Annotated in this window: 25 protein-coding genes; 14 read left to right on the plus strand and 11 right to left on the minus strand. The window is 57.0% G+C overall.

All coding sequences use genetic code 11. From position 1 onward, the window contains the following. Window positions 1-167 precede the first annotated feature (167 nt). Window positions 168-974 (plus strand): Ku protein, encoded by an 807-nt coding sequence (locus FHT86_RS26770; RefSeq protein ID WP_133710167.1) that lies wholly within the window; start codon window positions 168-170, stop codon window positions 972-974. On the opposite strand, the gene ligD is transcribed toward FHT86_RS26770, so the two are convergent. Both ligD and FHT86_RS26780 read right to left on the minus strand, forming a co-directional pair. Next, a complete protein-coding gene (ligD, locus tag FHT86_RS26775; RefSeq protein ID WP_133710166.1) occupies window positions 971-3,511 on the minus strand; it encodes a DNA ligase D in 2,541 nt (846 codons plus the stop codon). The two genes, FHT86_RS26770 and ligD, sit on opposite strands and share 4 nt — an antisense overlap. Before the next feature lie 3 nt (window positions 3,512-3,514). Next, window positions 3,515-4,348 (minus strand): Ku protein, encoded by an 834-nt coding sequence (locus FHT86_RS26780; protein ID WP_166656945.1) that lies wholly within the window; start codon window positions 4,346-4,348, stop codon window positions 3,515-3,517. A gap of 216 nt (window positions 4,349-4,564) precedes the next feature. On the opposite strand from FHT86_RS26780, the gene FHT86_RS26785 reads away from it, so the two are divergent. From FHT86_RS26785 to FHT86_RS26800, 4 genes are all read left to right on the plus strand, one after another. Continuing rightward, complete coding sequence (locus FHT86_RS26785; RefSeq protein ID WP_166656944.1) at window positions 4,565-4,738, plus strand: hypothetical protein; 174 nt, start codon at window positions 4,565-4,567, stop codon at window positions 4,736-4,738. 200 nt (window positions 4,739-4,938) lie between these two features. Then, a complete protein-coding gene (locus tag FHT86_RS26790; protein WP_133710164.1) occupies window positions 4,939-5,166 on the plus strand; it encodes a hypothetical protein in 228 nt (75 codons plus the stop codon). 66 nt (window positions 5,167-5,232) lie between these two features. Continuing rightward, complete coding sequence (locus tag FHT86_RS26795) at window positions 5,233-6,426, plus strand: glycosyltransferase family 4 protein (RefSeq protein WP_133710163.1); 1,194 nt, start codon at window positions 5,233-5,235, stop codon at window positions 6,424-6,426. Window positions 6,427-6,675: 249 nt separating this feature from the next. Then, on the plus strand, window positions 6,676-6,969 hold the full coding sequence (locus FHT86_RS26800; RefSeq protein ID WP_133710162.1) for an Sf3a2-prov protein: 294 nt from the start codon (window positions 6,676-6,678) through the stop codon (window positions 6,967-6,969). Window positions 6,970-7,045: 76 nt separating this feature from the next. On the opposite strand, the gene FHT86_RS26805 is transcribed toward FHT86_RS26800, so the two are convergent. Beyond that, window positions 7,046-8,023 carry an alpha/beta hydrolase gene (locus FHT86_RS26805; protein ID WP_183868947.1) on the minus strand — a complete coding sequence of 326 codons (978 nt, stop codon included), beginning with the start codon at window positions 8,021-8,023 and terminating at the stop codon, window positions 7,046-7,048. 807 nt (window positions 8,024-8,830) lie between these two features. On the opposite strand from FHT86_RS26805, the gene FHT86_RS26810 reads away from it, so the two are divergent. Beyond that, a complete protein-coding gene (locus FHT86_RS26810; RefSeq protein ID WP_133710161.1) occupies window positions 8,831-9,268 on the plus strand; it encodes a hypothetical protein in 438 nt (145 codons plus the stop codon). A 155-nt stretch (window positions 9,269-9,423) separates the two neighbouring features. On the opposite strand, the gene FHT86_RS26815 is transcribed toward FHT86_RS26810, so the two are convergent. The 3 genes from FHT86_RS26815 to FHT86_RS26825 all read right to left on the minus strand — a co-directional run bounded on the left by FHT86_RS26815 (window position 9,424) and on the right by FHT86_RS26825 (window position 12,286). Beyond that, window positions 9,424-10,773: a carbohydrate porin gene (locus FHT86_RS26815; RefSeq protein ID WP_133710160.1), complete on the minus strand. Its 1,350-nt coding sequence runs from the start codon at window positions 10,771-10,773 to the stop codon at window positions 9,424-9,426. Window positions 10,774-10,979: 206 nt separating this feature from the next. Beyond that, window positions 10,980-11,318 carry a hypothetical protein gene (locus FHT86_RS26820; RefSeq protein ID WP_133710159.1) on the minus strand — a complete coding sequence of 113 codons (339 nt, stop codon included), beginning with the start codon at window positions 11,316-11,318 and terminating at the stop codon, window positions 10,980-10,982. A gap of 80 nt (window positions 11,319-11,398) precedes the next feature. Beyond that, complete coding sequence (locus FHT86_RS26825) at window positions 11,399-12,286, minus strand: MBL fold metallo-hydrolase (RefSeq protein WP_133710158.1); 888 nt, start codon at window positions 12,284-12,286, stop codon at window positions 11,399-11,401. A gap of 285 nt (window positions 12,287-12,571) precedes the next feature. On the opposite strand from FHT86_RS26825, the gene FHT86_RS26830 reads away from it, so the two are divergent. Continuing rightward, window positions 12,572-12,784: a hypothetical protein gene (locus tag FHT86_RS26830; RefSeq protein ID WP_133710157.1), complete on the plus strand. Its 213-nt coding sequence runs from the start codon at window positions 12,572-12,574 to the stop codon at window positions 12,782-12,784. A 281-nt stretch (window positions 12,785-13,065) separates the two neighbouring features. Further along, the gene (locus FHT86_RS26835; RefSeq protein WP_133710156.1) at window positions 13,066-13,464 is read left to right on the plus strand and encodes a cupin domain-containing protein; all 399 of its coding nucleotides are present in this window, start codon (window positions 13,066-13,068) and stop codon (window positions 13,462-13,464) included. 130 nt (window positions 13,465-13,594) lie between these two features. Here FHT86_RS26835 and FHT86_RS26840 read toward each other — a convergent pair whose 3' ends face one another. Next, window positions 13,595-13,921, minus strand: coding sequence for a hypothetical protein (locus FHT86_RS26840; RefSeq protein ID WP_133710155.1), 327 nt, complete (start codon window positions 13,919-13,921; stop codon window positions 13,595-13,597). An 855-nt stretch (window positions 13,922-14,776) separates the two neighbouring features. Here FHT86_RS26840 and FHT86_RS26845 point away from each other — a divergent pair. Next, entirely contained in the window at window positions 14,777-15,034 is a 258-nt protein-coding gene (locus FHT86_RS26845) for a hypothetical protein (protein WP_133710153.1), read from the plus strand. A 152-nt stretch (window positions 15,035-15,186) separates the two neighbouring features. On the opposite strand, the gene FHT86_RS26850 is transcribed toward FHT86_RS26845, so the two are convergent. After that, window positions 15,187-15,474, minus strand: a complete 288-nt coding sequence (locus tag FHT86_RS26850; RefSeq protein ID WP_133710152.1) for a hypothetical protein — start codon at window positions 15,472-15,474, stop codon at window positions 15,187-15,189. Between the two features lie 271 nt (window positions 15,475-15,745). Here FHT86_RS26850 and FHT86_RS26855 point away from each other — a divergent pair, with 271 nt between their 5' ends. Beyond that, window positions 15,746-16,726, plus strand: a complete 981-nt coding sequence (locus FHT86_RS26855; protein WP_133710151.1) for an MYG1 family protein — start codon at window positions 15,746-15,748, stop codon at window positions 16,724-16,726. A gap of 20 nt (window positions 16,727-16,746) precedes the next feature. On the opposite strand, the gene FHT86_RS26860 is transcribed toward FHT86_RS26855, so the two are convergent. Then, window positions 16,747-16,914, minus strand: a complete 168-nt coding sequence (locus FHT86_RS26860) for a hypothetical protein (protein WP_166656943.1) — start codon at window positions 16,912-16,914, stop codon at window positions 16,747-16,749. Between the two features lie 350 nt (window positions 16,915-17,264). Here FHT86_RS26860 and FHT86_RS26865 point away from each other — a divergent pair, with 350 nt between their 5' ends. Together FHT86_RS26865 and FHT86_RS26870 are read left to right on the plus strand one after the other, a co-directional pair. Further along, entirely contained in the window at window positions 17,265-17,912 is a 648-nt protein-coding gene (locus tag FHT86_RS26865; RefSeq protein ID WP_133710150.1) for a hypothetical protein, read from the plus strand. A 1-nt stretch (window position 17,913) separates the two neighbouring features. Continuing rightward, window positions 17,914-19,191, plus strand: a complete 1,278-nt coding sequence (locus FHT86_RS26870; RefSeq protein ID WP_133710149.1) for a hypothetical protein — start codon at window positions 17,914-17,916, stop codon at window positions 19,189-19,191. Window positions 19,192-19,261: 70 nt separating this feature from the next. On the opposite strand, the gene FHT86_RS26875 is transcribed toward FHT86_RS26870, so the two are convergent. Then, complete coding sequence (locus FHT86_RS26875) at window positions 19,262-19,876, minus strand: hypothetical protein (RefSeq protein ID WP_246779679.1); 615 nt, start codon at window positions 19,874-19,876, stop codon at window positions 19,262-19,264. Between the two features lie 85 nt (window positions 19,877-19,961). Then, entirely contained in the window at window positions 19,962-20,651 is a 690-nt protein-coding gene (locus tag FHT86_RS26880; RefSeq protein WP_133710148.1) for a DJ-1/PfpI family protein, read from the minus strand. Window positions 20,652-20,736: 85 nt separating this feature from the next. Between FHT86_RS26880 and FHT86_RS26885 the strand changes: the two genes are divergently transcribed. Together FHT86_RS26885 and FHT86_RS26890 are read left to right on the plus strand one after the other, a co-directional pair. Then, window positions 20,737-21,687, plus strand: a complete 951-nt coding sequence (locus tag FHT86_RS26885) for a GlxA family transcriptional regulator (RefSeq protein ID WP_133710147.1) — start codon at window positions 20,737-20,739, stop codon at window positions 21,685-21,687. Between the two features lie 257 nt (window positions 21,688-21,944). Then, a complete protein-coding gene (locus FHT86_RS26890) occupies window positions 21,945-22,382 on the plus strand; it encodes a hypothetical protein (protein ID WP_133710146.1) in 438 nt (145 codons plus the stop codon). The last annotated feature ends 14 nt before the right edge of the window (window positions 22,383-22,396 follow it).

Genomic DNA, 22,396 nt, shown 5'->3' on the forward strand with positions numbered 1-22,396 from the left:
AGTGCCGCGTCAGATGTGAATATATTGACGGCCGAAAAGATTGCGCTTTCACACGATGGATGGCAGCGGCTTTGCAACTACTGGATCAATCATGAACCGGGCCACGCATCACCACATGGAACAAATCGTCATGCCTCCCGTTCGGTTTGAAACAGTGAGATGGAGGCGTGGCTCAGCGTTCTTTCTGGAAAGGTTATCTCAAACTTTCACTCGTGACCTGCCCGGTCGCGATGGTGCCGGCCGTATCCGAAAATGAGAAGATCCGTTTCCACACCCTCAATCGCGAGACTCGGAACCGAGTCGTCAGCCAATATGTCGATTCCGTCACCGGCAAGGCGGTGAAGGAGGACGACGAGGTTAAAGGCTATGAGCGTGGCGAGGGCGATTATGTCCTGATCGAAGACGACGAACTGGAGTCTGTCGCACTCGAAAGCACGCGCACGATCGATATCGATGTTTTCGCGCCGCGCGACTCCATCGAATGGATCTGGCTCGACCAGCCGCATTATCTGACCCCGGACGATCCCGTCGGCGAAGAAGCTTTCTGCGTCATCCGCGACGCCATGGCAGCAACCCGGACGGTCGGCATCTCCCGATTGGTCATGTATCGCCGAGAGCGGGCTGTGATGCTCGAGCCCCGCGACAAAGGCATCGTGTTGTGGACATTGCGCTACCGCGACGAGGTTCGCGATGCGGCCACCTATTTCGAAACGATCAATGCGGACAAGGCCGAGCCGCCTCTAATGTCGCTCGTCCTGCAATTGATCGAGGAGCAGACGAAGCCATGGACGCCGTCGATGGCGAGCGATCCGGTACAGGACAAGCTGCACGATCTGATTGCTGCGAAAAAGAAAGGCCGGAAACAGACGGCCAAAGCCGAGCCAGAGGCAACCGAAGCACCGCCGAGCAACGTCATTAACATCATGGATGCATTGAAAAAGAGCCTTGCCGCCGCCTCGAAAACCAAGCGCTAACGCACCGTTCTCTTCTTGGACCTTGCTTGTTCCAATGGCGCCGCAGCCGCTCGAAAATCCTCCCAAGGGTCGGAGCGAAGGGCGGCGAGCCTGGTCGGTGCATTGTTGACCGTGAAATAAGCTGGCCCAATCGCAGGATTGAGCTCCTCCCAGGTAAGGGGCATCGAGACCGCAGCTCCCGGACGCGCCCGCGTCGAGTATGGCGCGACTGCCGTTGAGCCGCGCTGGTTGCGCAGGTAGTCGATCAGGATTTTTCCTGCACGCTTCGACTTGGTAATGGTGGAAACATAGCGCTCTGGGCTGTCGGCGGCCATCTGGTCGGCGACGGATTTCGTGAAGGCTTTGACGGCAGGCCATTCTGCTGTTGCTTTCAATGGCGACACGACATGCAGGCCCTTGCCGCCCGATGTTTTGACGAAGGCTTCCAGGCCAGCCTGCATCATACGATCGCGCGTTTCTTCCGCCGCCTCGATCACCTTGTCCCAAGGCACGCGCGGGCCAGGGTCGAGATCCATGACGATCATATCGGGATGCTCCCAATCGGCGGTCGTGATGCCCCAGGGGTGAAGCTCGAGCGATCCCGCCTGCACGAGACCGAGCAGACCATCGAGATCATCGATGCTGACCAGCGGGATGTCGTCCTTGTCCTTCGGATCATGGATGAGGACAATGTTCTTGTTCAGACCTTTCCAGGCATGCTTCTGGAAAAAGTGCTGGCCGCTAATGCCATCGGGGCAACGCAGCAGCGCCAGCGGCCGCTGGACGATGAACGGCGCCATATATTTCCAGACATCGGTGTAATAATCGGCGAGGCCTTCCTTGGTAACGCCTTCGTCCGGCCAATAAATGCGGTCGGGATGTGTGAGAACCACCGTCCGCTTCGGCAGCTCGGGTTCGGTGACTGCGCCGACTGATGTCTCTCGAACAACCTCGCTCGCGGGCTTGTCCGCACGTAGGCCGCGGAATGCGGCGTGCCGCAGCAGGCCGTCCCCCGTCCAAGTACGGAATTCGATTTCGCCAACCAGTTCCGGGCGCACAAAACGGACGCCGCGCGCTTCATCGGTGCCGAGGCGTTGATCGAACGGGCTTTCATCGGAGCGCATGCCTTCAAGTTGAGAATAAAGATCTTCCGCAACCTTGTTGGTAAATCCCGTGCCGACGCGGCCGACATATTGCAGCCTGCCCTTATCGAAAATGCCGAGTACGAGAGAGCCGATCGCCTTGCGTGCCGTAGATGACGGTACATAGCCCGCAATCACGAATTCCTGCCGGAGAGAACACTTCGATTTCAGCCAGCCTCTGCCGCGGCCGGAGCGATAGGGTTCGTCGGCTTCCTTCGACACGATGCCTTCCAGGCCCAGCAGACGGGCCTGCTCCAGTATCAGATCGCCATCGGCATCGAAATCAATGCTGAAGCGGATTTTGCCGGTCCCCGAAGGTATGATTTTCTCCAGTACCTTTTTTCTCTCAATCAGAGGGGCGGCACGCAGATCATATCCGTCGAGATAGAGGAGATCGAAGGCATAGAAGACGAAACGATCGCTCCGGCCGTCGCTAAGATCGGCCTGGAGGGCCGCAAAATCCGATGCGCCGGAACTGGTCTCAACCACCAGTTCGCCATCGACAAGCGCCGTCTTAACCGGAAGAGCGGCGAACTCGGTCAGAAGTGTTTTCCCGAACTTGTCCGACCAGTCGAGACCGCTGCGTGTCAGCAACTTGACATGACCGTCCTCGATGCGGGCCTGCAGGCGGTAGCCGTCGAACTTGATCTCATGAAGCCATTGCTTGCCGTTCGGCGGCTTCTTCGCGAGCGTCGCCAATGTCGGCTCGACGAAATCGGGCAAAGGCGACTTCCTGGCGTTCTTCACAGATGAGGGATCAGCCAGAGTTTTCGCTGCCGACCGTTGGGGTGGTCTGCCATCGGTCGACGGTCGTTCTATCTTACCCGTCTTCGAAGACCATCCGGGCTTTTCTCCTTCGAGCTCCTCGATCAGCCGGCCGGTCTTCACGGATTCCGGCCGCTCCTCGAGAATGTCATCCGCACCCTCCGGGCGGGCCGCCTCGTCGTCGGCTTTAATCAGCAGCCAATTGTCCCTCGTCTCCCGCGCACGTCTTGCCATGCGGACCAGATGCCAGCGCCCGTGCAGCTTCTCGCCATGCAGTTCGAGTTCGATGTGACCCTTTTTGAAACCGTTGTGCGGATCGCCCTCCGGCTCCCAGGTGCCACGATCCCAGACGATCACCGAGCCGCCGCCATATTCACCCTTCGGAATAGTACCTTCGAAATCGCCGTAATCGAGCGGATGATCCTCCACCTGGACAGCCAAGCGTTTTTCACTTGGAACCAGGCTCGGACCTTTTGCAACCGCCCAGCTCTTCAAAACCCCGTCAAGCTCCAGGCGAAAATCATAATGCAGACGGCGGGCTGCGTGTTTCTGGATGACGAAACTATTATGCGCTTCCGTTTTGCGCGTGCGGCCCCTGGGTTCGGATGTCTTCGAGAAATCCCGCTTTTCGCGGTAGGTCTCAAGCGCCATGGATCAACCCGCCTTTCGCTGTCGGGAGGCATTGGAAACGGTGCGTTTCTTGTCTTCCTTGACGCCGGCACTTTGGCGAAGCGCCTCCATGAGGTCCACGACCTTTTCCGGCTTGCGCTCGTTGCGGATTTGAATTTTGCGGCCTTCGAGCTTCGCCTTGATCAACTCGGTAACTGCGGCCTCATAGCGATCATCAAACGCTTGCGCGTCGAACGTGCCGCTTTTCGTGAAGATGATATGTTTTGCCAGATCAATCATTTCGCCCTTGATCTTAATGTCGAGCACATCCTCGAAAGCCTTGTCCGCGGAGCGGACCTCGTAATCGAAATTCAGCGTCGTCGCGATCAGGCCCTTGTCGTAGGGACGGATCAACAAGGTCCGCATTCGCCGGAAAAGAACCGTCCACGCGATGGCTGCCACCTTCTTGTTCTGCATTCCCTCGCGGATCAGCACAAACGCCTCTTCGCCGCCGCGATCGCTCGGTGTCAGATAATAAGGTTTATCGAAATAAACGTCGTCGATATCGGAGTATCCGACGAATGCTTGCAGATGAAGGGTCTTGTCGCTTCCGGGCACAACGGCAGCGACTTCATCCGGCTCAAAGATCACATAGTCATCCTTGCCGACTTCGTAGCCTTTGACCTGATCCTCGCGCGCTACGGGTTTGCCTGTGCTGCTATCGACGAACTCGCGCCGGACACGATTGCCGGTCGCACGGTTGATGGTATGAAAAGACACACGCTCGGATGTCGACGTCGCGGTATAAAGCGCCACCGGGCAAGTCACCAAACCGAATTGTAAATAACCTTTCCATTGCGCACGCGGCGACATCGACACATCTCCGGGTGAAGCCAATGCAATTGAACGAAATCTTCCGGGCTTTGTTCCGTTACCTCGGCTGGTTTTGTTCTGGAGCCCCCTCTCTTCAATAGCGACGGGCGCAAACGCACTATAGTTCAACCGGCATTCTGCTTTCATAGACAAGAGACTTTGTCAGCGACTTGACTATCAGCGCGCAATATGAGAACATTTAGTGAACAGATGGAGGTATCCATGACGAAATCCGAACAAGTCATCGAGCGCGCCATGACTTTTGTCGCGGTCTCGAAAGCGCTTAGGGAACGCGAGCAGGAACGGCGCGCCGCCTGGAAACGCCGTGTCGATATCAGCCGGCCACTACCGCCATTACCGCGTGGCTTGCAACTTTCCCTCAAGCTGGACCGATGATGCGCCCAATGAGGGTTCAAAGCTGCATTGCCGGCGGTCATGGACATCGATGCCGTTTTTGCGATGCTGTTCGCGGATGGCAGATACCCGCAGCGTAAGCTGCTGGCCAAACAAGCAACGACGTGACGAAGCTGCTTGGGCCAGCGCCCGGAAGCAGGCTCCCAAATCCCATTCAGCCACCATCGGTAGAGCCACCCGCAATGGGCGGGGAGAACGCAGGCAACGATGCGGCCGCCTGTGCGCGTGGAGCGGAAGGCGGCCATCGCAGCCGTTTCCGGATGGTGTGCAGCGCCACCAAATCACCCTTCTTCAGTAGTTCGGGCCAAGATGTAACCCTTTTGGAACGCGCCGTTTCCGGGATCAACTATCGCGTAAGTGAGTATTTCGTGATATACGGACAGTATCAACAGCTGCCGCTCAAGATCTGAGCACTCGCCAAACAATCCCCTGGTTCGTCAATCGAAGCCCCAATTAGACCTTGGAGGGACTGGAGAATGGCCGAAGGCATACGAATACTCGCTCCTGTTGGCTATCCTTGGGAATTCACTGGTCCACGGATACAAGACTATGAAATAATACGACGGAAATTTATACCGTTCGACAGGCTGAGACAGGGATGGGACGGCTTTACCTTTTTCAATCCGATTGATGTTGTCAGGTGTGACCTTATTCATGCGTTTAATAGAATCCCTCTGAATGGTCCTCCTTACGTCATCGGCTTTGAATCGCACCTGCCTCGAACATTCTCACCGGACGGAAAATACTACAGGTCGTACCTATACAAGAAGCTGCTTTCCGAACGATGCAGGCGGATCGTTGCCATCTCCAATTTTGCAAAGCAGAATTTCTTTACGGGACTACATGTGGACGGACTGCCAGAACAGGAACGCGAACTCCTCATTTCCAAGACGACAACCCGCTATCCCAATATTAGAATCGATTCTGGGACGCCTCCCAGGTTTCAGGGACGCTCCGACATATTGGAGCTGACGTTTGTCGGAAGCCACTTCGGAAGAAAAGGGGGATGTGTGGCCGCAAGAATTGCGGAGCTCGCGCATGAAAACAATCTTCCTCTGCGGGTCAACATAATATCAAAGCTTCAGATGGGCCGAGCAATATGGACCGATCCTTTCGACGGTGGGGTCCTAGAGCCATTCGTCAAGATGCTCACCTTGCCGAACGTCAGATACTACAAGACATTGCCGAACCGCGATGTCCTGGCACTCTTCGACCGGAGCCACTTTTCCCTTCTGACAACCTTTTCTGACACCTTTGGCTTCAGCGTCATTGAATCCATGTCGAGAGGAACGCCGGTCCTCTGTACCGCCCAAGGTGCCCTGCCGGAATTTGTCTCCGACAAAACCAACGGCCTGATGATCGCCCCGGCTTTGACGCCTGGACTATCGCACTGGGGTCCAGAAACGGATGACAGAAAAACGCCGAAGTTCGAAAAAATGTATCGGGATGAAATAGAGCGCATGGCGGTCGAGAGCGTGCGAAAACTTGAAGCGATCCTCAATGACTATCAAGGCTATATGGCGATGCGCGCAGCCGCCATGGTCACATGCAAGCAATTGTTCGACGCCAGGGATGCTGCGGAATTCTGGAGCGATACTTATCGAACTGCGCTGGCTACCTATCCACGGAAGTACCCGCCGTTAGTCCCGGCAGGCGTTGAAAAACGGTAAGATTTTGATAGGCATGACATAAATCCCTGCGATGGTTGCTCCTCGCTTTCCCTCACGTTGATCGATGAGCTACGACCGATGCGGGTTGAAAGCTGCATCGGCGGCGATCGCGGACGTCAAAGCCGCCCGCGGATGGCAAATGTCTGCACGTGAGCTGCCGGCCAAACAAACAGGACATGACGAGGCGGATCGGGGTCGTTCAGGGAACCGCGACGCTGCCATGGCGTTTTCCCACAGGAGGAAAAAACCATGGCAAAATATGATTCAACGCTACCCCCGGTCCCCGCGCCGGAAGCTGGGCTCCCAAATCCCATCCAGCCACCATCGGTAGAGCCACCCGCAATAGCCAGGGAAAGTGCAGCCGACGATGCTGGCGCAGACGACGATGATGCAGCGGCCTATGCGCGTGGAGCGGAAGCGGGCAAACGGGAGGCTGAAGCCGACAAAAATCCCTATCCCGAAGAAAGCAGTCGGGCCAAGGCATTCGAGCATGGCTACCTCGATGCGCAAAAGGTTCGGAGCGACGACAAACCGCCGCGTTGAAGTCATTCCCGATAATCGATCTTCATCGGCGATGGCGAGCCGCGGGAACGCTTGCCGTTAATATGGATTATAATACCTATTCCTCGGGCCTGTCGGCAAAGTGAGAAATAGCAAACTCGGCGACTTTTCCGTTCGACTTGCGCGCATCGTCAAGCCAAAATGGGAAGATCTGCCATTGATGGATCATGCCCGGCCACACTTGCGCGGTCACGTCGACCCCTGCCTGGCGCGCCTTGTCTTCAAGCCGGAGAGTATCGTCGAGCAGCGTTTCCCGCGAACCGACCTGCAAAAGCAGGGGCGGAAAGCCAGTCATATTGGCGTAGAGCGGTGACCGCTCCGGATCGACCGGAGACTTATCGCCGATATAGGCGTTGCGGATGACCTCCAGCTCGGCCTTGCCCATGAACGGATCGTTCTCGGCGTTCGTGGTCATGGACGCACCCGTTGCGGCGAAATCGGTCACCGGGCTCATCGCGACCACCGCCGCCGGCAAAGGTCCATCGATCCGAAGCTGATTTAGGGTTGCCTCGATAGCCAGGGTTCCGCCCACGGATTCGCCAGCGATCACGATATTCTCAGGCCTGTACCCTGAATTCAGAAGCCAACGATAGGCAGCGAGAGCGTCATCGATCTGGGCTGGAAATTCATGTTCCGGCAGCAGTCGATAATCGACCAGCAGGACATCGGCGGACGCGGCCTTGGCAAGAGAGCCCGCGATGTTCCGGTGCGTTCTCAGGGAGCCGCTGTAAAGTCCGCCTCCATGGAGATAGAGGATCGCGCGCCGACCGATCGGATGGTGGAGTCTTGCAGGCCATATCAGGTCGGCCTCAACGCCGTTGGCATTGACATGACGGATCTGGACGCGCGTCGGATCAGGCGTGGATGCCATAAGCCTTTCGAAAGCGGCGCGCCGCTTTCGAAGATTTTGAGTGGCACTGTCGTTCTGACGCAGGACCCCAATGAGTTTCTCAATCTGCTCATTCGAGGTTTTCGTCTGCGCAGCAGCATCTAGCGCTTGAGCGTCCGACGCCAGCAGCGCCGGCGAAAAGGCCATAGCGAGCGCTGCGATCAACATTGTCACCAAAAAGCGCATGAAGCGAAGTGACCAAAATTCGTTCATGCGATCAACCTTTCTACCGCCGAGACCAGACGCAATATCGTACGCCCACGGTCGCAGAAATGATGGTTGAGTCAAGCGTAGTGCCTGCGATAGGACCAGGTGATAAGGCCCCTTTGGCGACAACCAGGTCTCACGCCGAAGTTGAGCTATAGTGCAGCCTTTGCGCACGTAACAGACGGGATGATGGGTAATTTGGAAGGACCGGCCGTGAATGGCACCGAAGGCTGGCCGCTTGGCACATGAGCGCAAAGCTTTAATTTTCAGACAGAATATGAAAATTGGGTGGATCAGGACCGGCGCCGATTGCTGCCCAACCTGCCACGAAATTTTCACGTGAACTCAGTTACTTAACGGCAGCCTGTTCAGAGTCGGCGCAAAGCCGCCGCAGTACCAAGGCTGCAAAAACGCCTGACGCGAAAGCTTCTGAAAAGGCAAGATCGTTCGCCGCGTAAGATGATCACTGACCAGCTTCGATCTGATGGTGGCAGTGAAACGGGAGATCATGCCCGGCGTCGAGCCTCGTTCGCAAAATAGCCTCAACAATCGGGCCGAGAACTCTCATCAGCCGCCGAATGTCGGGCAGAACTAGAGAACCCTATTTTTGCTAGGGTCCGGACTCATAGCAAGCCGGCGGCGGGGCAGACGGCAAACCCTTGCCCAGAAGATTCGAAGCAGCCGATTGCGAGGAGAGGAGATAACGAGTAGAATTTCAGGCGTTAATTCGACCATAGGGAGTGGGCTATGAGCAGACTGTTGATCCTGTCTGCTGGTGCCATCCTGGCACTAGCGTCCGTGGCGTTCGCTGCGCCGGCTATGCAACCGCTAAAGATCTCTAAGGAATGTAGCCAGTACACCGGCGATACCCCGAGCTTCTGCACCATCACGGAATCGAGCCTCGCAGCGATCCCGGTGGGCACCAAGATCTTATACTATGGGCCGGTGACCGGCAGTCCCCTTTTCGGCAGCAGCATGGCGGTCATTGCCGTTGGAAACGGAGACACAGCGGTCGGGTACTGCGTCACCTACGACACGGCCAGCCCGCCGAGCGGAACCTGTGCGTTCCATGCTGGCAGCGGGACGCTTGCCGGATTCCAGGCGGTCGTCAAGGTCACGGTCGACGACAAGCAGATCTGGCACTGGGACGGGGGCTACCTACTTGGCGCCGCCAAGTCAGAATGAAAGAAATGCTGCTCTCGTCTGGCTGTTTGACGTGAATTCGTGCCCTGACTCATAACCAGTAGGTGACAGTGGCGGCGACGCAGACGGCCGCAAGGAAGTTCGTCGCATAGAACCGCCGTCAACGGAATCCTCTTTATGGGTCCGAACCCTAGCTCCTAGAAGGTTGCCACGGCTCTGAGGCCAAAAATCGCGGCATTCTGTATCCGCGAACCGGGCTTGTTTGGATCGGCCACATTACCGCCGGGCCGGATGACATATTGAAAGAAGGGCTGCGCCGACAGCCATGGCGTGACGGCGGCCTGGTATGTAGCCTCGATCACAGCCTCGGAACTTGGAACCGGCTGTGACGCCGCAGTGAACGCATTCTGAGCCTTTACCAGATCCGACATGCCCGAACTCATGCTGGCATAGGCAAAGCTGACGCCAGTCGTGTCGTCGTTGCGCCCGGGCAGAAGCCCTTTGTAGGCAAGCCCCATATCAAAATACCAGTTCATGCTGTTGCGATCCTGCTGCGGCGCAACCGCCAGACGGAAAAATCCGTTGAGACCATTGTCGCTGCTGCCGGGCTCCTGCCAAAGGGTCTGATCGACAACGGCATATATCGCATAATTGCCCGAGAGCCGACGAGGGCTTCCGCTCGACAAAGGATCGGCCAGGGAAACGCCGTTCGATGCGGTGGAAAGACTGTTAAATTCCTCCGAATTATACCACGCACCGATCTTATATGTGCCCGGCAAACCAGGATCGCCCTTCCCCGGCATATAGGCATAAGCCGCTTCGGCAATGGCAAGCACGCCATCTCCAATTGGAAATCCCAATCCATTGGAATTGCCGTTCGGATCCGATCCGGTTGGACTTCCGTTGAAGACGGCGGCCTGGAGCGTCCAGGCATCATCCGGCTTGACGATAATCTGAGCGCCGGGAACGGCGAACGGGTACGCCGGCCCCCCTCCGGGAAGATCGTCGGCAAAAATGCCCGGCCACCCGAATGTCGAATTGACGAAAAGGCTGGCCGTGTTGCTGATCGCAAAATTCTGGTCCGCGAGAATCTGGCCGAGCTTTACCGTCACCGCGTTATTCAGGAGACTTTGCGAGAGATAGAATTCTCCGAGCCTGAAGCCAGGGTCTGCCTCGACCGATGTCACAGCCAGTAGATTGCCGATATCCTTCCCCGACAAGCCCTGGCCCTGAATGGCATAGCCGGAAATGTGAATGTTGGCGCCGCTCCAGCCGGTCAATCGACCCATGTCGAAGTCGCCCTGCAATTGGAAGACACCGTCATAGGCCGCGCCCCTTTTCAGACCGCCCGAGACGTTGCCGAGCACATCGCTAGTCTGCGACATCGTGAAAGTGACACCATGATCCCGCAGCCAATTGCGATAGCCGTGCCAGTCTCCGGTGAACGTCGTTTCAGCGTAGGACGGCGGCGCCGTATCGTCCGCCTTGGCAGTCGCCGCGAACATTGTCATGGCGAGCGCAAGCGCCACCAACGCATGGTTTCTCATCTTTATCCCTTCGCTTGACTATCGTGACCTCGTCCTTTTACGCAAACCGATGCGGCAGTGGTATCCCCATTGCTTTGGCGCCACCCCGTATCGCGGAAAATTGTATGGGCGGACCTCGGGCCCTCAGGGAACATGGAACTTGATAACCCGGCACGGCGCTTTAGACTTAGCGCCTCGAAAACAGGATTTGAGATTGCAGCTTAGGGTCAGGCGGCGTCGAGGCGAGCGATATCGCTAAAGGTTTTCAGGGCTGCGTCGCGGAGTTCGCGATGATGGGCCAGATTGCCTGTGGCGGCGGTGAATGTGAAGGAGGTCGGCAATCGGGTCGTGTATGAAAACGAAACGCTGAATCTTTCGATCAGGCGTTTTGCAGCCTTGGCACTGCGGCGGTTTTGCACCAGCATTTCGAGAACAAAAGACGTCCTGATCGACGGGACGCCAGAGCAAGTGTTTCCTTCCCTTGATCGTCCGACGGCCTCGTCGAAGTGCCATTCGTCCCCGAGGCTGCCGCCTGATTGCTTGCGGATATCCTTGGCGAAACGCATGCCGAATTTCTCAGGCCAGAGCCTCGCGGTCTGCTCAGAACGTTGGTTTCTACACCTGGGACTCCAACATATTTGTCCAGCTACTCGGACTTGTCATTCGGAGTCCATTTGAAGTGGTCGCCCTCGGCCGCAATATATCCGACGCCAGGGAACGGAAAGTGCGGCGCGAAGATCCTCTCGTGGCTTTTGGCGAGCGTGGTCAATGTTTTGACACGGTTCTGCTCGGCCTCCGGCTTATCGCCGTCGAAGGATATCGCCCACTCTGGCTTGGCAAGCGAAATGATGGAGCTATGAACAGTGTCGCCAATATCGAACAGCCGCTCCTTTCCCGATTTGATCTGGTAGCCGACGTGGCCAGGCGTGTGACCACTGAGCGCCACGGATGTAATCCCGGGGACAACCTCACCTCCAGGTTTGAACGTCTTCACATGGTCCGCGATGACCTTGACGATGTCGGCCAGTTTTTCGTTTGCCTTGGCATAGGACCATTCCGTTTCCGACATGCGGATCGTGGCATTTGGAAAAGCGAGCTTTCCATTCAAAACCAGTCCGCCAACATGATCCGGATGAGAATGGGTGATCAGAATTTCATCGACTGCATCCGCACGATACCCGGCTTTTGCCAGACTGCCCTGAAGGGCGCCGCCGACACCGGTATCGATCAGGACGAGGTGCCGGTCCGACTTGACCAGCAGAGCGTCGACGCTAAGGGTGACAGTATCGGTCGGTGCGCCCGCCGCTTTAAGCAAATCCGCGACCTCGGTTGGGCTATGGTCAAGACCAAATATCTTGCCGTCATTGGGTTGGACAAACTGGGCATCGTGTAAGGCGACAATGTCGAACTTCCCCAGTTTGAAGGCCTTCGCATCTGGCTGTTGCTGCGGCATCTGCGCGAAAGCAAATCCTTGGTGGGCCACCATCACTGCAGTCACTGCCAGCAACCTCGCTGTCGTCTTGAAATCAGCCATCCCCATTTCCTCCCTGAGCGAAAATTCTAACGCATCTTATTCGAGTTTATACGATTCAGACATGTAACGAATCTGTGTTCAGCAAGATCGGAGAACGGACCTGTCTGGCTTCACGTCCATCGCGGCGTCGCGGCCAACCGCGTAAGAGGTCCAAAGTCGAGGCAGTCAGAGTTTCTGCCGTAGCCAAATATGGCCAGCGATCGACCTCGCATTAACCAAATATTTTTCCAACGCCATTACCGATACGACCAAAATGCAGATAGCTGTGCGTTATCGGGAATGAAGATGTCGAAGGCGAAGAATTTCACCGGTTGGGCAGTCAACCGGGCAGAAACTATTGTGTCCAATCAGGGACTGGATTTGCTGCGTTCGACCGACCCGAACTCTCGTTGGACCACGGACCAGTGCGTCGTTCGGCTCACATTCGCCATCTTAGAAGCGCTGATCGACGCCCAGAATTTTGAAACGCCGGTTAATCCTGATAGCACCCTGAATTAATTTCGCTTTGTCCGCGCCTGGCGAGAGCGGTTTTCTCTGCGATACAATCCGATCGCAGCGCACCTTTTGAATTCGCCAACGCACCTTGGCTGCGGCTTCGCGCCATCAGCCCTTATTTAAGGTAGACACCAGCATGTGCTCATGCTTTTCCCCCCGCGACCGCTGATACATTCGATTACAAAAATGGGAGTTTGCAGACATATCCTTGGTTCATTCATCGACTGAAATCCCGATGCGTCCCAACGGGCCGAAAACGCCGTAAATTAAGGAAGGATGTCAAAATGAAAACGATCCAGGCTATCGCGCTTGCCCTTGTTCTTGGCGGCGGAGCAGTTTCACTCGCGGACGCTCAGGCTGGACAACCACTGCAGCGCACCGATCTGCTCAAGAATGACATCGACGTACCCGGCCACGAGGTGGTGCAGGTACGTGTCGATTTCGCACCGGGCGTCCTTGCCGCCAAGCATTCCCATCCCGGTGAGGAGGTCGCCTACGTTCTCGAAGGAACGCTGGAATATCAGCTCGAAGGAAAGCAACCGGTGACCCTCAAAGCCGGCCAGTCCCTGTTCATTCCTTCCGGCGTTGTTCACTCGGCAAGGAATGTCGGCAGCGGCTCGGCTTCGGAATTGGCGACCTACACCGTCCGCAAAGGCGAACCGCTTGTGAAGCCTTCCAACTGAAGGTGGCGTTCAACAGCAGAAGGAAATCCACCTGCGTGGGAGTGGCGAGATTCATGCGAAAACTAGCGCCGAACTCGGCGATTTCCGCGACATGCTTCGGCTGCGTATTTATTTGCTTGGATAGACGGGCTTAAACCAGAGCGCCCGTTTCATGGCTGATGAATTCGAAGATCTTGGCGTGCTGTGCGTAGACGATGCCGGTTTTATGATCCAGTGTTCCGTCCTTTCGCATCTTCTGGCCAGTGAAATAGAACGCCTGGTCCCCGGTGAAGGTGATGTCTTGAATAAGGATCGCGTAGCGATGGTTCGAAGCGAACTTGCCGATTAAACCAGACCGATCACAACGTGCTCTGTGGTAGCTTTTGGCAATCGCATTGTAGCGTGTATCAGCCTGCGCTTTGTCGGCGCGTGCGGCCTCCATCTGGCGCTTGAGTTCTTCAAGGGTACGGTCGGTCATGTCGCCAGTCCCTCGTGATCCCTCCAGCAGGTGATGCGATCGGGCTCAGTGCGCCGAAATTGCTTCACCCAAAAGGCCCAGGCATTTCCGTTGCAGCGCGAAACTGGATAGCTCCATCCGTTTGGTTGTGCTGCTGTTGGCGTCGCATCATGCGCCACTGCCGGGGCACCGGTCATGGCTGCAAAAAGAATAGCTGCTGGCTTGCTCATGATCCGTACCTCTGAGTAAAGGGAACTTCGATTTCGAAGCTTTCCTCGATCCGGTTTTGGCCGCCGTAAACAATGTCTCCGCCGTATCAGGCGGTTTTAGTTCTGGTCGTGTCGAGCGGTATGTTGACCCATTCGACGGCTACTTTCTGGGGAACCGTCCCGCGAAAGTATATAGTTCAACCATAACAGTGGCCCCCCGACCTGACTATTGACCGGGAGGACGGATCGCATACCAAAGAGGTGAGGATGACTTATACGTAGGTCTATTTGCTTTTTTTACGGCCTTATCCGAAGCGAGTTCAAACATATCGGCATCGTCTAAACAGTTGGCGAATAGCCGCCGATGACCTCGGCGGCCATGAAACAGCCCGCCAAATTCATGGCAAGCAGCTAGCGCCGGTCGACGAAAAGATCAGGCGTATGCCAGGCAATGCTCGGCCCGGCACCCTCAACCTGATAACGGACGCCGTAGTGCGTTTGGCAGAGAACCAGCTCCCTATCAAATGAGCTGGTTCAGCGCTGGAACCAGCGACTTGAAACCATCGGTTAACCACCCGCTCCTACCCTCGTCTGTGGTGAGTCCACTATGGAACCGCGCCTTCGCTCTTTATGCAGCGACGGCGGTGAACGTGCGAAGGACACTCGGATGGCTGACGATACTGCAAGGATTTCACGCTCTGCAGAGGAGCAGATGCTGGAGGATCACTATTGCGAATATCCCGGATGTGTGAAGTGGGGCGGGCTCGGTTACGACGTCGACCAGGGCACCCAGTGGTTCTGTTCTGAACACAAATGGGACGACTATCGGCTGGGCAAAGCCCGGCGCTCGTTCTTCGACGATGAGGCCTTAGGAATAGATGCCATCATGATCGAACCGCCAGCCGTTGTCGGCATGGGACGATAATCAATCCGAAGAGGCTGGACGGAAAAAGGGAGCAGCTCGCGCCGCTCCCTTCCTCATCGACCTCTCTGCCAGGAGACCCATATGCTGTCACACTCCAGCCAGTAGGTGGCTGCATCTGATTGGATCTTTCGATCGCCTTCGCTATCGCTCAATCAGTGAATCGAAAGGCTCTGCGCGGGATAAGGATGTCTCAAACGGAATTGCGATATTAAGGTCATTGCCTGTTGCAGCAGGACATTCGCAGCTTCAATTTCGTCAGTCGCCAGCTCGTCGGAGGAACCCCTGATAGTCAAAGCAAGATGGCGAGAGTTTTCAGCATAAGTAGCCTCGCCCTCTAATGAAGCTTCCGTGGAGCTTTCTTCCAGCGTATTTACGACCGCCGATAATATCTCCTGCCGTTCATCGATTGTCATTTCGTTGATGGACTTGAATCCAACCATAACTGATCTCCTCAAAAGGAGAGAAACGCTTGTTTCTCGTTGCCATGCATTTGGCGATGACTGCCTTCGACTACAACGGCTATCTGATGCAATTAACGCATGGCAGCCATCTGCGTTCCTCAATGCGAGCGTGAGCGCAGCATTGCACGCCTGATATCAAGGCCGGACAACGCACTCAAATGGCCGAATGATGGGTTGAGATAGGATCCAACAATGGCTATCTGGTGCCAGCCCAAGCGGCCGCTCGGCGAACAACAAGGTACAGACCGGCATGATTCCAGATTTCCTCGTCACCCATTCCGGTGGCTTCCATGCCGACGAGCTGCTCTCCAGCGTTATTCTGACCCGGCTTTTCCCGCAGGCTCGTCTGATCCGCAGCAGAGCGCCGGAATGGATCACACCCGGCGTCGACCGCATCATCTATGATGTCGGCGGCGCATATGACGCTGCAGCGCGAATTTTCGATCACCATCAGCGGGGCGCGCCGCTCAGGGAGGACGGTCAACCGTACAGTTCTTTCGGATTGATCTGGAAGCATTACGGCCGTGACTATCTTGCTGCCTCAGGACTTCCCCTAGCACATATCGAGGCCGTACATGCCTCTTTCGATGCCAGCTTCGTCCTGCCGGTCGATCTGACGGACAATGGTGCGCTTAGCCCCTCCGTTGCAGGCCCACTCGCCGGGCTCACGCTGCCGGTTCTGCTGGAGACGTTGAAACCCGTTTTCGACGAGGTCGATCCCGAGGCAGACGACCGCGGATTCCAAAGTGCTCTCGCCATTGCCCGTAGTTTCGTTGAGGCAAAGATCGCCCAAAACGCCGCAAAATTGCGGGCCGAGGCGCTTGTGCACCAGGCAATCGAGGACGCGGGCCAAGGGCGAATTCTTGAACTCCCGATGGGAATGCCCTTTCGCCCCGCCATCGTGAAGGCAGGCGCCGAGCACCTGCTGTTTGTCGTTCACCCGCGCGAGAAGGATTGGTGCTTGACCGGCATTCGTCGCGCAGACGATGGGTTTGAGCTACGGGCGGATCTGCCTGCAGCGTGGGCGGGCTTGGTCAATGGTGATCTGGAGGCGGCATGCGGCATTGCTGGTGCGAGCTTTTGCCATAATGGCCGCTTCATCGCCGCCGCCAAGAACCGTGAGGCTGCTCTCGCCATGGCGGAGTTGGCGGTCAGGGAGGCTATCTCTACCGGACAGAAATCGGTCGTCGATACCGGCCTTGCCGTGCCTGCAAGCATCGTTGCCGGTTAGCTGAGGATGTGCCGATCGCTCTAAACGCCGTCATCGTCGAATATCCAGCGAACGCTGTCCTTGAGGTGCAGATTGGGTATGGCTCCTGCTTTCTGCGCGTCTCGATAGGCATGCCGTGCAACGTCGAATGACGTTACCCACAGGATGGAACTCAACAGCATCGCAATGATGTAGGCTTTAGCAGTCATCGAAACATCGTCCTTGGCAAGATCCCGCATCCCATATTTAACGACGCTGACATCTGGCTGAACCCATCATCACCCGCAGCACGTCGACGCAAACCACCAACGGTGTCAGAATAGCGTACGCCTGTGACGCTGCCCTCACCGGCCTAGATCGCAGATATAAGACGAAGCATCTCCACGAGCGCACGACCGACGTAGCCACATCCGAGAAACAAAGATGCCAATTCATCCATCTATGCGCGAAAACAACGGTTTTGTTGGCGCAAGGTAGAAGCATATGTTACTATTCTAAGGAAAGTTGAGTTTTGTCGAGGTTGCCGCCAAGCGGCTACCACCGCGATTGGAGGCATTCCATGCGAATTCTCCCGCCGCCCTTACCGGTATTCGCCATGCTCGTCGGTCTCCAGCTTGTTGCCGCGGTGCCGGCCGCTGCGATAGGCCCGGACGTCCCGCTTGCTTTCCGCGATTCGTTTGAACGCCTCGACCTTGTGATCGGCCCGCAGGAACGCGGCGACCTGTCGGCATCCTGGACTCTGTACGATCACGGCAAGGTCGTGCGCGAGAAACGCCTCGATTTCCAGATGGAGAAGGGCTCGCAGGAAGAACGCGTGGCCGAGATTCCGCTTGGGCTCGACGAGCTTTCCGACCTCAAACCAGGCTACTATGCAGTGAAAATTATTGTTGTCGAAACGCCAGCAAAGGGCGAGACAACGGAACCTCTACGGATCGACCAATGGGTACATGTTGTGGTCTCCGAGTCCGGTGTCCATCGCGTAACGCAGGAGGAATATTCGGGAGCCACGGATCCAGTCGAACTTGGCGTCGATGCAGCCGGCGAGCGCGTCCTTCTCTCCGGCGGCGCGGCTGGCAAAGCTGAAGTTCCGCTCGACAAGACGGAGCATCATCAGGCTCCGGCGCTTGGCCTCGGGGGTGGTGCTGTTCAGGAGCAACCAGGCGAGCAACGCCAGTTGCGCCTACGCGACGAAAGCCAGGAGCCATGACATGACGATCGCGGCCAGATTTTTCATCGCGATAGCAACGTTTTTCCTGTTTGCAACGGTCGCAACGGCAGCACCTCGCACCGTCTGCTTCAATCTCCGCTTCGCAGACGACCGCAACAATTGTCCGGCTCCCGCAAACGGTGTGCTGCGCGGATGCCAGGCAGGGTCGGACGTGGATGCGATCGGCCATCAGATCGAACTTTGGGACAAGGATCAGAACAGCCCGGATGACCTGATTGGCACCTGGTATGTCAACGGCGGCGGCACGCAATGCGCAACGTTCGAGTGGGAACGATCGGCCGCGAGCCTGGGCGAGCATGATCCGGACGTCTACATGCGCTACATCAACCGCGTGAATCAGACCGGTTTTTCGAACTACGTGTTCGTTCAGGTCGTCCGGCGGGACGGAGGCGCGCACCCGGCGACGACTTGGCGCAACGGTCAGCCGGGCGACCCCGACCGCTACGTCGCCAACAACTGTACCGCAGGGTCTACCTGCTACATGTTTCCGTCGGGATATCTTCTTCCGACATCGGATGTGGCGTCGGAACGCGCGCAGCGGATCATGACGCTCGATTCCGCCCAGCACATGTTGCAGGTCTACAGCGATCTGATGAACCGCAATGTGAAACTCCACTTTCCCGGCAAGGACGATTGCACGACGAGCTGCGCGACGGACCGCGAGAACTATCATATCTTCAAGACGCAAGGCCGAGATGGGATACTTTCGACGCACGAACTCGGCCATGTGTTGCAAATGCAGATATTCGGCCAGGATTCGCTCACCGACGATGTGAGCAAGGGCGGCAATGGATGGAGCCTTACAAGCGACGAATTCGATTCCGGGGCGACCACCGAGGGTTGGGCTTCCTATGTCGCGGTCGTTAGCTGGTTCGACCCCAACAACAGTGCCAGCAATCCAGTCGGCTGGTCGGTGAACTTCGATGCGGCCACGCCCACCAACGCCACTTGCAGCAACAACCGAGGCATTCCGCTCCAGGTAGCTCGCGCCTTTTGGGACATCGATGACTGGAACAATGAGGCCGGCGCGGGTGCGGCGGGCCGAGCGCGAGATGCGCTCGCCTACGGCACGCTCGACATAGCCCGCGGTTGGCAGCACTTTGCCGACGGCTCGGGCAACAGACAGAACGATGAATCCGACATGCACGGACTGAACGCCCGCGACTATTACTGGAACAATACCTGGTGGCTCGCGGCGCCGGAATTCTTTGAGACTTTCATCGAGCACAATTGCCTGCAGGACCAAGACAACAACTGACTGTTTGCATTTTGGACGACTAGGCCCACCAATGGCACTGTGCTGGATAAGGATGCCTCAAACGGAATCGCTATATCTTCGTTCGCCCTAGCGGACCTTCATCGGTTTCGTCTCGAGCGGGATGAGAGGCTTGTATAGCTCCTCCGAGTTCCCTTACGTGCTCCTGCTTCGCCCGGCCGATCAATTCGTTATCCGTAAGACATCTGACGGCGGCGGCCGCCAGGACCTTCCCGGCTTGAAGCATTCCCTTATGGGCGTAGGAGGTCTTTCCCTGCGCAACCACTTGCCAGCTATGCGGAGGTGTTCCGTATGCGGCCGTCGCCATATAGACCTGTCCGGTGGGAACGATCCAGCTGACGTCGCCGACGTCTGTCGACCCGTGCAGAAACGTCGGCTTTTCTGCGAACTCGTTGACGTGTCCGGACAGGATCGTACCGCGCTTCTCGATGCGAGCTTGAACGTCCCGGGGAAAAGTCTTCTGGATCGTCGCCGCGAATTCCTTCTTGCTGTTTGAGAACGACGCTCCGCCGATCTTGTTGAGCTCCTGGTGAATCACTCCTGCCAGCATGACATTCGGTATCAGATCGGCAGACGCTGCATCGAAGGTGATTTCAACCGCCGTTCCTGTCATCAGCGAACGGCAGCGTCGATTTGGATACTGTCCGAGGGCAAAAAACATGTCCATTCGATTGCACCTGGACGACATCGTCAGCGGTTCGAAACCTTTCTCGTCAGCACGAAGCAATCACGAAAGATACGGCGAAGCCTGCTTAAGTCCGAACGCGCGCAGCCGCCGTCAGGCGGGCGATGATGGCTTCCCGCGCCGTCCGTGAGCCGGCAAGACGCCGCTTCGTCCGCGCAATCACATCGGCTGTCGCCTCCTGTGGCGTGCCCGAATGAAACGGTGGCGCCGGCGCATATTCCAGCGAGAGCTGAACCGTCTCCGCTTCCTCCTGGCCAAGGAGGGCCGCAAGAACAGCCAGCCCGAAATCGATGCCGGCCGTCACTCCGCCGGCGGTGATGAGATTGCCGTCCTTAACGATACGGCCTGCGGTTGGAATTGCGCCGAAGCTTGCGAGGAAATCGTGCGCATTCCAATGCGTCGTTGCCTTCTTGCCCCTGAGCAGACCGGCAGCGCCGAGGACAAGGGAGCCGGTGCAGACGGAGGTGATGAAACGTGCCTGCGCTGCCTGCACGCGAATAAAGGACAGTACGACCTCATCCTCAAGCAGTGCATTGATGCCGCCACCGCCAGGCACGCAGAGGACATCGAGCTGAGGGCAATCATCGAATGTTGTCGTTGGCTGAAGCACCAGTTTCGTTGCGGAGACGACCGGTGATGTGTCCTTCCAGATCAGATGTACCTCCGCGCCTTCCGTGGAGGCGAAGATCTCGTAAGGACCTGTCAGATCGAGTTGTTGAATGCCGGGAAAAACGAGCAGTCCGAAGCGAATGGTCATATCGCAGCTCCAATGGTTGACTTCGGCAAGCTTACGCGATCACTATCTGGCGTATTTGCCAAAGTCCCCTCATTTTGTGCCAACCATGCGCCGCATTGAAATCCTCACGTTCGAAAACGCCCAACTGCTTGACATAACCGGGCCACTGCAGGTCTTTACGAGCGCCAACGAGGCGGCACTCGCAGCCGGTCAGCCAAAGCCCTATGACGCGATCGCGGTTGCAATAAACCGACAGACTGGGACGACCTCGGGTCTGATGCTTGCGACGACGGTGTTGCCCCAGGACGATGAGCCGATCGATACCTTGATTGTCGCCGGTGGCATCGGCGTCAATAAAGCCTGTGAGGATACGGCCCTCGTCGACTGGGTCCGAAAACGTTCAGCAAGAGCGCGGCGGGCTGCATCGGTCTGCAGCGGCGCCTTTCTTCTCGCCGAGGCCGGACTTCTGGAGGGACGACGTGCGGTGACCCATTGGCACCGGTGCAACGAGTTTTCCAAACGCTTCCCCAATGTGCGGTTGGAGCCCGATCCGATCTTTGTCCAGGACGGCAACATATGGACATCGGCAGGCGTTACGGCCGGCATCGATCTGGCACTTGCGCTGGTGGAGGCGGATCTCGGTCGCAAATTGGCGCTCGCCGTCGCACGCGAACTTGTCGTCTTCCTGAAGCGGCCGGGCGGCCAGGCACAGTTCAGCACCATGCTCTCACTACAGGAAAACGGTGATCGCTTCGACCGCCTGCATGCGTGGATCCTCGACAATCTCAGTAGAGACCTTTCGCTGCCGGCGCTTGCCGAGCAGGCGAACATGAGCGCGCGCAGCTTTTCGCGGCATTATCGCCAGGCAACCGGGCGCACACCTGCCCGGGCCGTCGAGGATATCCGTGTGGAGGCTGTACGGCGTCTGCTGGAGCAGGGTTTTTCACTTCGCCAGGCACGTATCCGCTGCGGTTTCGGTTCGGACGAGACCATGCGCCGGAGCTTCCTTAAAACATTCGGAACGACACCACAGGCCTTCCGCGATCATTTCGCATAAGGCTGCGGCCGAAAACGGATGAACGCACGGCCATTCCGAAAGAACAGGATGCGTTTGTCGCAGGACACGCCTCAACGTGAGGCGCGAACTTCCGATCGCCCGACATGAGCGGGGGCATGCGGTGTGGGTGATATTTCTCGTTCTGCAGATCATCCGGCAGCCCAACGTGACTGGACATCTTGTCTCTTTGGGATCACCATTACTGTGGGCTGAAGTTACATCTGAGGGGACCAACTATCGCCAAATAGGAGGCCGAGATGAAGCAGCATGCACGCGATGACCTGCAGAAAATTGCAAAAGTTGATCAGGATTTCATTGATCGAGAGATGTCGCGAAGCCAACGGCTCGAACGTTGGATAGATCTTCTTGAGCGGAGTCCTCGGCAGTTTCTTTCCACTTTGCGCGAAACCGAATTTCAGCCTAGTGAGACGCGGGCGGCGATGCGGACGGACAGTTCCCCGATCTCCGTTGCCTTTGCCGATCCGGTTCTTCGCGCCGCCGGTTTGGAGGGCGACAGCTACGGGGAGGCAAAGCGCTTCTTCGAACTCACGGATCATGAGTTGCACGGAATTGTCTGCTATTGCCATTTCGGCGAAACGGTCAGTTCTGCCGTAGTCGCACGCTCTATTCGTCCGCTGCTCGCCGGAAGGCCACCGAGCCTATTTGCCCGGTTGCGGAAGCTGCTGTCGATATAGTCTTTGCTTTCGGC

The sequence above is a fragment of the Rhizobium sp. BK313 genome, from assembly GCF_014193655.1.
In the GTDB taxonomy this organism is placed as follows: domain Bacteria; phylum Pseudomonadota; class Alphaproteobacteria; order Rhizobiales; family Rhizobiaceae; genus Rhizobium.